Genomic DNA, 13,451 nt, shown 5'->3' on the forward strand with positions numbered 1-13,451 from the left:
AAGCATCATTTTTCTACGAAATCATCATGGTGACATCCATAAGTCTTGTCTAATCAAAAAGGACACTTCCAAGCACAGCAAATCGGTGCGCTATCGGAAGTGTCCTTTTTTGTCATATCTCTTAATCTGCCTGTTCCACATATGCATGATATTTACGATCCAATATCTCTAACTCTGCCTTATGGTCACGGATTTCATTTCTTAACACATGCATGGTCTTCCGAACCGCGCTCAGTCCATCCTTCACCTGACGTTCGGCTTTGCGAATTTTGTCCTGAACCATCCAGTCCACAAAAAGGTTATCAAAGAAATAGTCTGCGAATGAAAGCAGACCTCCAAGATGCAGATCGGCGTGTACGGCCATCTCTACATCCTCCAATTCCTTCTGAAAACGTCGTAGACGCTTACCTGCATCCATAATAGCGACCTGAGCGTCATCCATTCGTCCCCGCTTGATATGTGTGGAGATGACTCCACCACCCATCATGTCATACACACCCCAATTACCTGCCGAAGACAAAGCCTTCTCCGCACGTTCAAGGGCATATAGCAGATATTCCCCCTCCCGAAAAGCTTCATCCAGTTCCTGAAGCTCACTCGCCAGATGTTCCCGATTCTCAGCCATGTGTTGCAATTCCCCATCCTGGTCCAGCAGACGACCTTCCTTCTTCCCCCACAGAGCGTTGTAGTCGCTCTGCCAGTACTGATACTGCCGCCCGCCCTCCAACTCCTGCTCCACATGAATTCGTTGCTCCTGTACGTCTTGTAACATGCGACAAGCGGTGTCGTATGCAGCCTTGCTCTCCAAGAGCTCCAGCTCTTCCTTCTCCAGCCGTTCTGTCTTCTTGCCAATCAGTTGATAAAAAAATGCTGACAATGTCATACTGTTCAGTCGATCAACATCCTTCTGTTCCTTCTGGAGATGCTCCAGACGACGCTTTACCTTTGCTTCCCATTCACTTTCCTCCGTTTGAAGCTTCTCCAGACGCTTGGTCCATTTCTCGTAAATTCTCCCCTTTTCCTTGAGCACTGCCAACTGTTGATTAATTTCCTTATACATAAGTGTGGTGTTCTCTCCCTTCTATGGAATTCTTTACTTATACAACGTAATGAACATACAGAACGTTTCACATAAAAGCGCAAATTCGCAGACAAAAAATCGCCCTTTCCTCCAATGCGACATAAAGTCACTATGGAAAAAAGGGCGATGTTTAGTTATAAATCAAGACTTGCTCTGTTCAATCTGCTCTGCAAGTTCATTCAGAACGGTCCAGCGTTCCATCAATTCATCCAGATGACGCTCAGCCTCAACCTGCTCCGCCATCAACTCCTGCAGACGGGCAGAATCACTAAATGACTCTTCCATCTCTTTGTTAATCCGGACAAGATTGGCTTCAGCCTTCTCAATATTTTCATCGATCTGGTCGTATTCACGTTGCTCCTTAAAGCTGAATTTCAACTTCGGTTTGACCGCTGACACTGCAGGCGTCGTTTTCTCAGATGACTGCTTCACCTTCGCTGCTCCTGTATCACTCTCTTGATTAGCTCCAGGTGCATTTTTCAGCATCCATTCCGCATACTCACTGTAGTCGCCGACGTGTACACGTACAGCACCGTTGCCCTCAAAAGACAGCACTTTATCCACAGTACGATCAAGGAAATAGCGATCATGGGATACGACAAAGACAACACCGGGGAAATCATCCAGGTAGTCTTCCAGTACAGCGAGTGTCTGGATGTCCAGATCATTCGTCGGCTCATCCAGCAGCAATACATTCGGCGCAGCCATCAGCACACGCAGCAGATACAGGCGACGCTTCTCTCCACCAGACAGACGCGAGATTGGCGTCCACTGGGATGCCGGAGTAAACAGGAACCGCTCCAGCATTTGGGATGCTGTAATCAGAGAGCCATCGGCTGTTTTCACATTCTCGGCCACTTCCTTGATGTACTCAATCACACGAAGAGATTCATCCATCTCCTGATGTTCCTGTGTGAAATAGCCCAAATTGACCGTAGGACCGACGTCAACCACGCCTGCATCGGGTTCCAGCTTGCCAGATATCATCTGTAACAACGTGGACTTACCACTACCATTCGGTCCGACAATCCCTACCCGATCTCCAGGTACAGCAATATAACTCAGATCTTCGATCAGTTTGCGACCACCGACGGATTTGGAAAGATGCTCAATCTCCAGTATCTTTTTACCCAGACGCGTGGAGCCAACCGATACTTCCAATGAACCCGAGCGCTGGACTCCTTGTTGGTCTTTGAGTTGTTCGAATCGATCAATTCTCGCTTTTTGTTTTGTCGTCCGTGCCTTGGCACCGCGACGAATCCACGCAAGCTCTGTCCGAAGCAGGTTCTTACGTTTCTGTTCGGAAGAGGCTTCCCGTTCTTCACGTTCTGCCTTCAGTTCAAGAAAACGTGTATAGTTGGCTTCATATCGGAACAAACGACCATGATCCAATTCCAGCATGACATTCGCTACACGATCCAAGAAATACCGATCATGCGTAATCATAAGCAGTGCGCCGCGGCGCTTCTGCAAGTACTGCTCGAGCCATACGACCGAATCATTATCAATATGGTTCGTTGGCTCATCCAGAATGAGCAGTTCGCAAGGGTGAATCAGCGCAGCAGCGAGTGCTACCCTTTTGCGTTGTCCACCAGACAATGTGCCCATCAGTGCATCGAATTGACGAATACCCAGTTTGGACAAAATGCTCTTCGCTTCGCTCTCCATCTGCCAGAGTTGAAGCTGCTCCATTTGCTGATTCAAACGTAATAACCGCTCTTGCAATGCTGGATCGGACGAATTCAGTTCCAATAATTCCATCGTTTCCGTATATTCACGCACGGTTTTCATTTCCATGCTGTCACCTTCGAATACTTGTTGCAGTACCGTATTATCCGGATTGAAGTCCGGATTTTGCGCCAGGAACTGAATACGTACGTCATTACCGATCGAGATCTGTCCCGCGTCTGCAGGTTCCATACCGGATATCACACGCAGAAACGTGGATTTCCCGGTGCCATTTACACCAACGACACCAATCTTGTCCTGATCAGCCATACCAAATGAAGCATCCTTGAACAATATTTTTTCGCCATAACTTTTTGCAATTTGCTCTACCGTCATTATGTTCATTGCTCGTACCCACTTCTCTGTAAATTAAAATTCAATTATCACGTACATCCGTGCACTCACTTTACACTTGTAAAAAAGAACGGCATCCATCCAGAAACAACGCTGCTGCAAAAGCAATTCGTTTGTTCAGATGTTCCTCATTGAACTCCGGATTCAACATGATATCCATCTTCAGCCGGTCCAGAATTCCGATATAGGCTTCAGCGAGCAATACAGGCTCAGGTACACTTGCACTCTCCAGTACCTCACACACCATACTCATGTATTGATTCATGAATGCCTTCATGAATTTCATCAGATCCGGATCATTATTGGGTGCCATAAAGAAGAGCTTGGTATGATTGCGACGCTCATAATAATACGTAAGGTGGGTCTTGGCTATTGCTCCAAGTTTATCACCTGTGTTCTCATGCGAGTTCAAAGCATATTCAAGACGGCTAATAAAGCTGTTACAGTCCCGCTTGGATACTGCGATAAATAATTGTTCCTTGCTTTTGAAATATAAATAAATGGTGCCTTTTGCGATGCCGGCTTCGTCTGCAATATCAGACATTTTGGTCTCATAAAAACCTTTCGAGCCAAAAATACCATAGGCCGCATCCAAAATAGCCTCCGATTTGTCTCCCTGTACCGTGCTCAAAATGTACTCCCCCCTACAACGCCAAAATGTTACCTAAACCAATCGCCACACATCCGCCGATTACCGAGCTAAGCACGTTCACCAGGTCATTACTCATCCATGCCCAGCCACGAGCCCGAACCGTTGGATGCCCGCAATGTTCATGTACCTCAACTTCACGGCCACACACAGTACAACGATACATCATCTGCACCGTTGCGCCCAGATAGGAATCGGCAAAAGCCCCTGCCAACCCGCCTACAAGACCGACAAAAGTCCAACTAAACAGACTAAGTCCTTCTATCCCGGCGATCCAGGAAAACAAGAATGCTCCCGCACCAATCAGAGCCCCGCCTACGGCTGCAGCCACGGTGCCAAGAAGTGAGACCCCTCCTGAAGCACCAGGAGTAAGTACCTTCCACGTGAGAACAGAGCGCGGCGGCTTTCGACTGAGACTCCCAATTTCGGTTGCCCATGTATCCGATGTAACGGTAGCCATCACACCAATGAAAGCATACACCCATGCCGGATGTGGAAATATCCAGTATCCCAGGCATAGGAACATGCCCATTCCACCATTAGCCATCACTTGTCCCGCATCCCGATTTCCTGACTTGGCATAGGATTTCTCCAGCTCCTGCTTCCGATCTTTACGAAACCTGGAGAGCAACGTTGAAGTAATGAAAAACAACAATAACGTGCCAAACCAGAACAGGTTCCCCGCTCCGTAATATATCGTTCCCATCATGATTGCTGCCAGGCAGCCAGACAGGGTTAGCGACTTTTTCGCATAGGCAGCACCTGCCACCATAGAAGCGCATACGGCGCCAATAATCCAATCCATAATGTCTCCTGCATGCAGCGTATGTACAGCCCGCATGACGTTTATTGTATTTTTGAAATTCAATTATACCACGGTTTGATCTCAATGCCGAAACTCCTTACGCCAGCACACAAAAAACCTGTATTGGCCTCGTGTAGAAGTGCCAAAACAGGTTATCGATCAAACGTCAAAACAAGATAACTTCCCTTTTCAAGTAACGTCTGGAATTCAATGTTCCTATGTCCTAATTTAGCCCCGCTTCGCTCCGCCAATGACCCCATATCGGTAGAGTACTCTGCGACCAAACCAGTTGAACAATCGATCCGTCAGGAATCCCATAAAACCCAGGGAAATCAGCCCGACAAAGATCCAATCTGTTCGGAAAAAGAGTCTGGAATTCCAGATCAAGTAACCGACTCCCTCATTCGAGGCAATCATCTCAGCACCAATTATGGCCATATACGAGGTTCCCATCGCCAGTCGCACACCCGTGAAGATATACGGGGTTGTCGCCGGAACAATCACATGCAGCAGAATCTGCCGTTCATTGGCTCCCATACTGCGGGCCGACCGGATTTTGTCTTCTTCAACGGAGAGTACACCTGTCAGTGTATTCAATACAACAATGAAGAAGGTTGCGTACATAATGAGCGCGATCTTGGATTGCTCACCAATTCCGAACCACACCAGGAATAAGGTAATAAAGGCGATCGGCGGGATAAAACGTATAAAGTTAAGGAACGGTTCGGCGAACAGCCGGATGAGATGAACTTTGCCAATAATCAACCCTACCGGAATAGCAATGATGCTTCCGAGTACCCATCCCGCCAGTACACGAGTGAAGCTGATTCCGATATACTCCATCAGTGTACCGTCAGCAATCAATTCGCGTGCTCCCAGGATCGTGTGCCACGGACCAGGGATTACGTCAGGCCCATAGATAAGGGCACCAAGCTGCCAGATTAAGATGACTGTTACCCATAGAAGCGGGATAGACACCCATTTTTTCTCCAACCATTTCATCTTGTATATCACCTCAGTTATTCTTCAAAGTGGCCTTGAATTCGGTCATACAGGGTGTTGAACTCAGACGAGGCGATGTTCCTCGGGTAAGGTAAAGTGTTGTGGTAAATATCCGTGATATTCGAAGACGGACCTACAGACATAATGCCTATGCGCTCACCAAGCAATAACGCCTCCTGAATATCGTGTGTGACAAAGATAACGGTTTTATGTGTTTCTTTCCAAATATTCACCAGTTCCTTCTGCATGGTCCGTCTCGTCATCGCGTCCAGCGCACCGAATGGCTCATCCATCAGCAAGATCGCCGAGTCATTCGCAAGTACCCGGGCCAATTGAACACGCTGCTTCATGCCACCTGATAGCTCTTTTGGAAATTTGCCCTCATGAGCACTCAGTCCCACAAGCTGGATGTAACGATCGGAGATCTCACGCCGTTGCGTCTTAGGCACCTTGGACATTCGAAGTCCGAATTCAACATTCTCCCTCACGGTTAGCCATGGAAAGAGAGAAGAATCCGCCTGCTGGAATACCATTGCCCGATCCCTGCCTGGTCTGTCAATCTCCTTGTTATCCACCTTGAGCTGTCCACCCGACTTGGAGATAAACCCCGCGATCATGTTCAGCAGCGTTGACTTCCCACACCCACTGGGACCAAGCAGGACAAAGAACTCTCCTCCCTTGATAACCAGATCGACATCCTTAATGATATAATGCACATCCCCATTGGTCGGGGCATGATACGTTTTCCGCAGCTGTTCAATATGAATGGTATGCTGAGTTGCAGGTAAGGACATAACGGACACCTCCCATTTCAATAAGAATTATTTACTGTATGTCACTTTTTCCGGCAACGCCTGCTGGAGAGAAGTCAGATTGAGTTTGGTGTCGAGATCAAAATCCTGTTCAATGATTCCGGTGTCCACCATATATTGCTTCTGACCTGCCAAACTATCATAAGCAGCCTGCGTAAATCCAACTTCCCATGGATTGATCGGAAGGTCTTTCAACGTGGCATCTTTAGGCTGTTTGGTCTCTTGATACATCAGTTCGGCAACTTCTTCAGGATGCGCTTGGGCATACGTGGATGCTTCATCCAGCGCCCCAAGAAAATCACTTACCGTTTCAGGATTTGCCTGGATGAATTCATTACTTGATACCAGTCCCATACCAAGACGTATAGGGGTCTGAGACATATCCGTCAGCTGATGTACTCCTTCGAGTGCATCGAATTTATCGGTTAACGCGGAACCTATAACCCAAGCGGCATCAAGGTCTCCCTGTTTCAATGCGATGTAGGCTTCATCAAAAGCCCCCTGACCAATTTGCGTCACATCACTCAGCGCCACCCCCTGATCTTTCAAATATTCATCCCATAGATACGGAATAAATGTGCCTCGAATGAAACTCACTTTCTTGCCCTTCAAATCCGCTCCACTCTGAATATTCTCCCTTGCATACAGCTTCCAGGCGGCTGCCGCTTCATCCGTAGTCTGACCTGCAGAAGCGATGACTGAATATTCCCCTTTAGACAAAGCATTTAATACAGGGAAGTCCGCACCGTAAGCAATATCAACCTGTTTGATAAATAGTGCATTTACACCTTCAGCCGGTGAGCCAAACGTAATACTCTCTGCATCAATGCCCCTGTTTTCAAAAAAACCTTTGGCAATAGCTACCCTGAACGTTGGGTTGGTACTTGTATCTGCGATTCGAATTTTTACATTATCGGTATTCTTGCCGGTAGCGTCTTTTGCTCCAGATCCTGCTGCGTTTGAACTGCATCCGGATAATATGAGTGTCGTAGCCAGAAATAATATCAATATGCCGGTTACTATGGATGGTTTTCTCACAATATACACCCCATTCGATCTAGTCATGATTCTTGACGCTTAACCGCCTGACTTGCCTTCATCCGACGTTGCCACACAGGCTGCACCCTCCACAAATGGAAGAGTTGTCTCTACGCTCACGATGGATGCAGAACCTTTGGGTGCTGCTCCCGGGACCCTGTAGTTGGAGACATCAATGGCTTCGATCGCAACTTCCTGCGGTTTCTCCAACTGTGGAACCCACTGATAAGGAACTCGATATGAGCGATAGACCATATTGGTATTCCGCCCATCTGTGTACGGGGAGACATACTCCCAGACCAGCTCATGCTCCGCTGTGACTTCAAACAATCTGCCATTGGAACCCTCGGTTATTAGGGTGTTACCGTTAGGTAAACGCTGGGCGGAACTGATGTATGGGCTATAAAATTTATAAGAATCCGTCGGAACCGAGAAACCTGCTTCTGCCGATGTATACTGCCAGACAATCTCCAAAGTGACCGGGTTAATCTCCAGTACACGGGAGTGATCCCGAATCGCATGTTTCAATCCAAATGGAGAAGCCGGATTTGGAAGGCCGTAACCTGCCCAGCCGCCATTGTCAAATACGAGCAAATTCCCTTCACCCGGTAGACCTTGGGGAATGATATGTGCATGATGCTGTCCGATAATTGTGCCAATGTGTTTCGCTTCAGTTGAAGTATAGTCTGGTCCTAATCTCCACACGATCTTTCCACTCTGTCTGTCTGTAATGGCAATAATATTGGCCTCTCTGGCATCCCAGATAATATTGTCGGGGTGGAACCGTTCGTCTCCTTCTTCATAGAAACGGTTGGGTCCAACATAAGAAGCAGAATTAATATGTAACCAGTCACCAACACCACCACCCAGATGACCGAAAGAGCGTGTATTCGGGTCACGGAACAGAACATTTCGAGCAGCTTCATCAAAACCTAATTCTTCAAAGTGTTCGTTAGGCAGCCACTCCCAGAGTACCTTCCCCTCCCAATCCACTTCGATAATGGCATCATCAAGCAATGGCTTATCTGAAATTTGCGGGTTACTCACATTTTTGTGTGCCAGAATAAGTGTTTTGCCACTCTTCGTCTTTGGCGCAAGGCCAGGGGCATAATAACCTACCGGATTTCCCTCACGCTGATAATCATGATGCTGGCGGGCATACCATAATGGCTCATACCCCGGATCTTCGATGTGTTCGTAGCTATTGTATTTCCATACAATGTTGCCGTTCCAATCCACCTGAACCAGATCGACATTATCCTGAATACCGAACTTCGGATCTCTGCGACCCGTGCTGCCCAGCACGTAGCCGCCAGGTAATATTTTGGCCGGAAACCCTAACAATCCTTTCCACAGGTGAACCTCCTTGCCATTCATATCGATCAATACTACGCCTTCTTCACCTGCCTGATAGACGGTATAACCGCCCCAAGCCTTATCCGGATTGAATAGCGTGGCTCCAGTTGGATATATTGTTGAGTGTCCCATTGATCATCTCTCCCCTAGAATGTTTGTGGTATATCAAATGTTGTTACCTTGACTCAACCTCAATAACTGAGATAGTTACTCTTCTTCCCGGTATTGTCCCGGTGCTTCTGCTCAAGGTCACTTGTGGAGGACCGATCCTGTTCTTGTATCCCGTTGTTCTCCGCCAATTCCAGCACCGTGTCCGAGAATCCCTCCAGATTCGCTACTACCCGCTCGTAGAATTGACTTTGCTGCTCCAGTTCCTCCGTCGTAAAACCCTCAAACAGAAGCGTGATACATCGGGCACCGATATTGCTGTTTCTCGCATACATCTCCCGCCCGCTGGATGTGATGTCCAGTAAAACCGTCCGGCGATCGTCTTCCTTTCGTCTGCGGATGGTGAGTCCCTTTTTCTCCAACTTATCGGTCAGAGCTGTAATGGCACCCGATGTAAAGTCCAATTGTTCTGCCAAATCCCCAAGTCGCTGTTCTCCCTCACGAATGATCTTGTGCAGGATAAGCATGCCTGGCAGGCTGATACCTTCTACAGAGATGCGATCCCGCTCTTTGACAAATCGTCTGACCATTTTGCGAAATAACCAATCCGTCCGCTCCAACGCTTCCCAGTCTCTATCGCTCATTTCATAACCTCCTTGATCGTTTGAAGCTTCAATAAAGATACGAAAAAAGGCCCCCGTGGACATTCCATAGTGGAGTAGTCCCGGGAGCCTTTGGTGGTCCAATCAGCTCGACTTAGTTTTCAGTTCAAATTAGTTCACTGTTCATTTAATGAGTATTAAAATAATTGAGATCATCATATAACCAACTAACCCAACCTGTCAAGTGTGAATTGTGTTAGTAGTCTTTTCTTTTTACAGTCATTCTCTGCCGGGTTGAAATTACTTATCCTGTTTTAAGTTTCACTTCAGGTTTCCCGTTTACACTATTCTCAGATCGAAACATCTACAAATACATCAACGACAAGTTACGATTCAGTTCGTACTCAACTACAGAAATGAGGATTATCCATATGAATATGAAAAGAGTCATTATTATAGGCACAATGATTGTCACCATGTCCTTCGCCGGAACAGCATGGGGCCAATCCGCCATCTCCCCCATACCTAGTGCTAAGTGGTCCATCGTTGACTTGGATACTCGTGAGGGAAGCAATGACGAGCTGCTCAGCGCTCTCAATCAGCCTTCAGAAGCGGATCTGTATCAGGAACTGTACAACGGGAAATCACTGAGGAGGATTACGGAAGAAAACAACGGGAATTTGGATGAAGTGATTGCTATACAAGTAAGACAGCTCAGAGAGCAGTTGGATGAACGGCTCGCAAGTGGAAGTATCAGTTTAGAGCAACATGCTGCACAACAAGCTGAACTGGAAGAGTTGGTCACACAGAGCGCAAATACAGCATACAGTTTGGCGTAAATTAGTAGCGTATCCGTTCGATGAAGATATAAATATATATCCACGATAACACAGCAAAAAGGAGCGTATGCACGCCCCTTTCTTGTACTCTATTCATCTCAAGCAGGTGTGATGTGTAATCCTTATTGCGCTGACCCAATCGTGCAGGCATCCAAGGATTCGCCGTCCCATGCCAGTTCGAGCACATCTCCTGCTTGTGTTGGTCCAACACCTTCCGGTGTTCCTGTAAAAATGACATCGCCCGGCCCTAGGCCGTAATGGTGACCTACATAATCCACAATATCCTGTAAACTGAAGATCATGTTACTAATGTTACCACGCTGGACTACCTCACCATTTTTGGTCAATGTAAAGTCTTTCTCCAGTAATGCTGCCGCACCCGGGAATGCCTGAAATGCAGTAACCGGAGCGGAATTTCTGAACCCTTTGGCCGCTGTCCACGGGTGGCCCTTTTTCTTAATCACGGTCTGTACGTCACGTAACGTAAAATCAATACCAAATGCATAAGCATCCACCAGCTCATCTACCGCCATACCTGGCTCATAACTCCGGCCGATTTGCACGACCAATTCAGCTTCATAGTGAACTTCACCCTTGGTAGCAGGCAATTCAAGCGTTTCACCATTTAGGGGCACGACTGCATGAGAAGGTTTCATAAAGATCATTGGTTCATCCGGAACCGCGTTACCCAATTCTTCCGCATGAAGTTTATAATTGCGTCCTACACAGTATACATTGCGAATGTTAGTTAACATGGGTATATTACCACCTTTATCGGATTGAATAGTGCATATAGGAAAGTTAGGGTCTGAAGAATCGGCTGCTCGTCTCCTGAAATGCCAGCTCCCATACGTCAGGACGGTTCGTACATAACATGAGTTCTGGATCAACTGCCGCCAGTTTCTTCATAATGGTCTTGTCATCCACTGTCCAAGCCATCACCCGAATACCTGAACTCCGCATCTCGTTCATTAATGATTTGTCTACATTGGTGTATCCAATCGAGAGGAATGTACAATTCATCTGCCGCAGCGCGGTTAACAAATCACCTGGTCGTGCATCGATAATCAGCCCCGTCTGGATCTCCGGTGCAAGTTTCTTCACTTCGATCAGAGCGGCTGGTTCAAATGAGGTAATCACAACATCATTTTGCATATGTCTTTTTCTCACTTCATATATAACAGCTGCAGGCAGACCCGGGTACATGTCTCCCTGCGTTTTCAGTTCAATATTCAAACGTACTCTGCCGCAAGAGCGATCTAACAATTCACTTAGCGCCGGAATCCGTTCGCCTTTGTAAGACTTATTTTTCCACGATCCGGCATCCAGACGTTGCAGATCAGCCCAATCGGTTTCCCGAACCAGGCCCTTGCCATTTGTCGTGCGATCCACTGTAAAATCATGAATGACCACGGGTACACCATCACGCGACAACTGCACATCCAGCTCCATCCACTGAACTTCAGGCCGCTCCATGGCCATCAGGAATGCAGCCATCGTATTCTCTGGTGCAATAGAAGAAAATCCACGGTGCGCTACACAAAGGTTGTTCATTCGATTCCCTCCTCAAAAAGGTTTTTAATTAGGCGAAGCGACTCCATTCCCATCATATCGAATACCAGGAGAGAGCTTTGCCATCTGTGCCAACAGCAGTTTGTTCGCCTCATCAATCATTGGAATGGCCTGACCTAGCCCGGCCTCATAAGGGATAACTTTCATGCTGCAAGCTGCATCTTGACTACAGCGAGCCTGAAATACCGCCGTTTTCCAAGTCTCTTCGGTGGTTGATCTGGAGAAAATGAAATTTCCCGTACTGTATGCAATCCACTTTCCCTTATAGTACTCCAACCCTTGCAACACATGAGGATGACCACCTATGACCAGATCTGCGCCAGCATCTACAAACTCATGAGCCAATCGGGTCTGGTCACTGTTTGGAGTACTTACACGTTCCTCTCCCCAGTGTGCAACCACGATCACCAGATCAGCCTTCTTACGGGCATCCTGGATCGCTTGCACTGCCCCTGTGGAATCATAGGCTTCAGCCACGCCAGCACGATTACCTTCCGCCTTCCAACTCGTTTCCGGTACAACGCGGGAGAACCCAAGCAATGCAATCTTCATACCTTTGCGTTCCAGATATGCTGGTGCATAGGCTTCATCCCTGTTCATACCTGCCCCGGTATGAGCTATACCATATTCCTTGAGATAGGTTAACGTATCTACCAGACCTTCTACGCCCTGATCCAGAATATGATTGTTTGCCAAATTGACAGCATCAAAACCCGCAGAGGCCATTGCCGCCAATGCTTTGGGCGAAGATTTGTATACATATGTTTTGTTAGCCGCACCAGTACCACCCAGGGTTATCGGTGTCTCCAGGTTGCCGATGGTAAGATCATCATCCTTGAATAATCTGCCTAGTTTGGCAAAGGGATAGTCATAACCGTTCTTATCCAGCAGTTCCGCAACTTTGCCTGAAAACTGGATATCGCCAACAAAGTTAATCGTGACATCCTTCGCTGAATTGGAAGGTTTAGACGTCCCTGATTCGGTATCTACACCTGCATTTCCCTTGGTGCCGGACGGTGTCGAATCCGCCGCTGGTTTTTTCGTTCCAGATTCGGCTTTCCCACTGTTGGTATTGCCTGAAGTATCAGGTGTCGCTACTCCGGATGTCTTATCCGCATCCGCTGTTGTCTCTTCATCCGTAACTTCGGGTTCTTCTTCCGGAATCTCATCGGACTCCGAGTCAGGAGCACTTACTTGATCCCCACCTTTGGCATCGTCTCCAATGGAAGGCTGATCCTGATCAACAATTTCTTGCTTCACCGGCTGGTCTGCCTGTTGCTGACGGTTATTCATGACATAAAAAATGCCCACCAGACCAATTGCCATGATCAACACAATATTAACGGTCCAGATGATTGTGATTGTATTGCGGGTGCGTTTACTAATTTTCTTCTTTACACTTCGCTCTGATCTTGGGGGATACATAAGCAACTCCTCTTCTTCTTCACAGCCATACATACCATTATATCAGGCATATTCTGGATTTCCATCATTCCTTGGAACTG

At 47.3% G+C, this 13,451-nt stretch carries 13 protein-coding genes; 1 reads left to right on the forward strand and 12 read right to left on the reverse strand.

Annotation, left to right across the window (positions count from 1 at the left end):
- Positions 1-121 precede the first annotated feature (121 nt).
- The 9 genes from NSQ38_RS25775 to NSQ38_RS25815 all read right to left on the reverse strand — a co-directional run bounded on the left by NSQ38_RS25775 (position 122) and on the right by NSQ38_RS25815 (position 9,577).
- Complete coding sequence (locus NSQ38_RS25775; protein ID WP_339784751.1) at positions 122-1,060, reverse strand: hypothetical protein; 939 nt, start codon at positions 1,058-1,060, stop codon at positions 122-124.
- Between the two features lie 162 nt (positions 1,061-1,222).
- The gene (locus NSQ38_RS25780; protein ID WP_339309083.1) at positions 1,223-3,154 is read right to left on the reverse strand and encodes an ABC-F family ATP-binding cassette domain-containing protein; all 1,932 of its coding nucleotides are present in this window, start codon (positions 3,152-3,154) and stop codon (positions 1,223-1,225) included.
- 61 nt (positions 3,155-3,215) lie between these two features.
- A complete protein-coding gene (locus NSQ38_RS25785) occupies positions 3,216-3,794 on the reverse strand; it encodes a TetR/AcrR family transcriptional regulator (protein WP_017689402.1) in 579 nt (192 codons plus the stop codon).
- Positions 3,795-3,807: 13 nt separating this feature from the next.
- Complete coding sequence (locus tag NSQ38_RS25790) at positions 3,808-4,617, reverse strand: DUF92 domain-containing protein (protein WP_264929651.1); 810 nt, start codon at positions 4,615-4,617, stop codon at positions 3,808-3,810.
- 228 nt (positions 4,618-4,845) lie between these two features.
- Complete coding sequence (locus tag NSQ38_RS25795; protein WP_339784752.1) at positions 4,846-5,619, reverse strand: ABC transporter permease; 774 nt, start codon at positions 5,617-5,619, stop codon at positions 4,846-4,848.
- A 17-nt stretch (positions 5,620-5,636) separates the two neighbouring features.
- The gene (locus NSQ38_RS25800) at positions 5,637-6,413 is read right to left on the reverse strand and encodes an ABC transporter ATP-binding protein (RefSeq protein WP_074094443.1); all 777 of its coding nucleotides are present in this window, start codon (positions 6,411-6,413) and stop codon (positions 5,637-5,639) included.
- Positions 6,414-6,440: 27 nt separating this feature from the next.
- Positions 6,441-7,469 (reverse strand): ABC transporter substrate-binding protein, encoded by a 1,029-nt coding sequence (locus NSQ38_RS25805; RefSeq protein WP_339784753.1) that lies wholly within the window; start codon positions 7,467-7,469, stop codon positions 6,441-6,443.
- A 39-nt stretch (positions 7,470-7,508) separates the two neighbouring features.
- Positions 7,509-8,957: an aryl-sulfate sulfotransferase gene (locus tag NSQ38_RS25810; RefSeq protein ID WP_339784755.1), complete on the reverse strand. Its 1,449-nt coding sequence runs from the start codon at positions 8,955-8,957 to the stop codon at positions 7,509-7,511.
- Positions 8,958-9,016: 59 nt separating this feature from the next.
- On the reverse strand, positions 9,017-9,577 hold the full coding sequence (locus tag NSQ38_RS25815; RefSeq protein WP_315936485.1) for a MarR family transcriptional regulator: 561 nt from the start codon (positions 9,575-9,577) through the stop codon (positions 9,017-9,019).
- A 389-nt stretch (positions 9,578-9,966) separates the two neighbouring features.
- Here NSQ38_RS25815 and NSQ38_RS25820 point away from each other — a divergent pair, with 389 nt between their 5' ends.
- Positions 9,967-10,374 (forward strand): hypothetical protein, encoded by a 408-nt coding sequence (locus NSQ38_RS25820; RefSeq protein WP_338593542.1) that lies wholly within the window; start codon positions 9,967-9,969, stop codon positions 10,372-10,374.
- Positions 10,375-10,496: 122 nt separating this feature from the next.
- Here the strand turns inward: NSQ38_RS25820 and NSQ38_RS25825 are convergent, their stop codons facing one another.
- From NSQ38_RS25825 to NSQ38_RS25835, 3 genes are read right to left on the reverse strand one after another with little or no spacing between them, the layout of a single operon-like run.
- Positions 10,497-11,129 (reverse strand): fumarylacetoacetate hydrolase family protein, encoded by a 633-nt coding sequence (locus NSQ38_RS25825; protein ID WP_339784757.1) that lies wholly within the window; start codon positions 11,127-11,129, stop codon positions 10,497-10,499.
- A gap of 46 nt (positions 11,130-11,175) precedes the next feature.
- Positions 11,176-11,928, reverse strand: coding sequence for a glycerophosphodiester phosphodiesterase family protein (locus tag NSQ38_RS25830; RefSeq protein WP_338593536.1), 753 nt, complete (start codon positions 11,926-11,928; stop codon positions 11,176-11,178).
- Positions 11,929-11,952: 24 nt separating this feature from the next.
- A complete protein-coding gene (locus tag NSQ38_RS25835) occupies positions 11,953-13,371 on the reverse strand; it encodes a CapA family protein (protein ID WP_339784759.1) in 1,419 nt (472 codons plus the stop codon).
- Between the last annotated feature and the right edge of the window lie 80 nt (positions 13,372-13,451).

Source organism: Paenibacillus sp. FSL R7-0313 (genome assembly GCF_037969885.1).
Classification (GTDB): domain Bacteria; phylum Bacillota; class Bacilli; order Paenibacillales; family Paenibacillaceae; genus Paenibacillus.

Coding starts and splice junctions, on each gene's coding strand:
- NSQ38_RS25820 (WP_338593542.1), top strand. CDS start 9,967: ATGAATATGAAAAGAGTCATTATTATAGGCACAATGATTGTCACCATG.
- NSQ38_RS25810 (WP_339784755.1), bottom strand. CDS start 8,957: ATGGGACACTCAACAATATATCCAACTGGAGCCACGCTATTCAATCCG.
- NSQ38_RS25815 (WP_315936485.1), bottom strand. CDS start 9,577: ATGAGCGATAGAGACTGGGAAGCGTTGGAGCGGACGGATTGGTTATTT.
- NSQ38_RS25775 (WP_339784751.1), bottom strand. CDS start 1,060: ATGTATAAGGAAATTAATCAACAGTTGGCAGTGCTCAAGGAAAAGGGG.
- NSQ38_RS25795 (WP_339784752.1), bottom strand. CDS start 5,619: ATGAAATGGTTGGAGAAAAAATGGGTGTCTATCCCGCTTCTATGGGTA.
- NSQ38_RS25825 (WP_339784757.1), bottom strand. CDS start 11,129: ATGTTAACTAACATTCGCAATGTATACTGTGTAGGACGCAATTATAAA.
- NSQ38_RS25780 (WP_339309083.1), bottom strand. CDS start 3,154: ATGAACATAATGACGGTAGAGCAAATTGCAAAAAGTTATGGCGAAAAA.
- NSQ38_RS25835 (WP_339784759.1), bottom strand. CDS start 13,371: ATGTATCCCCCAAGATCAGAGCGAAGTGTAAAGAAGAAAATTAGTAAA.
- NSQ38_RS25790 (WP_264929651.1), bottom strand. CDS start 4,617: ATGGATTGGATTATTGGCGCCGTATGCGCTTCTATGGTGGCAGGTGCT.
- NSQ38_RS25830 (WP_338593536.1), bottom strand. CDS start 11,928: ATGAACAACCTTTGTGTAGCGCACCGTGGATTTTCTTCTATTGCACCA.
- NSQ38_RS25800 (WP_074094443.1), bottom strand. CDS start 6,413: ATGTCCTTACCTGCAACTCAGCATACCATTCATATTGAACAGCTGCGG.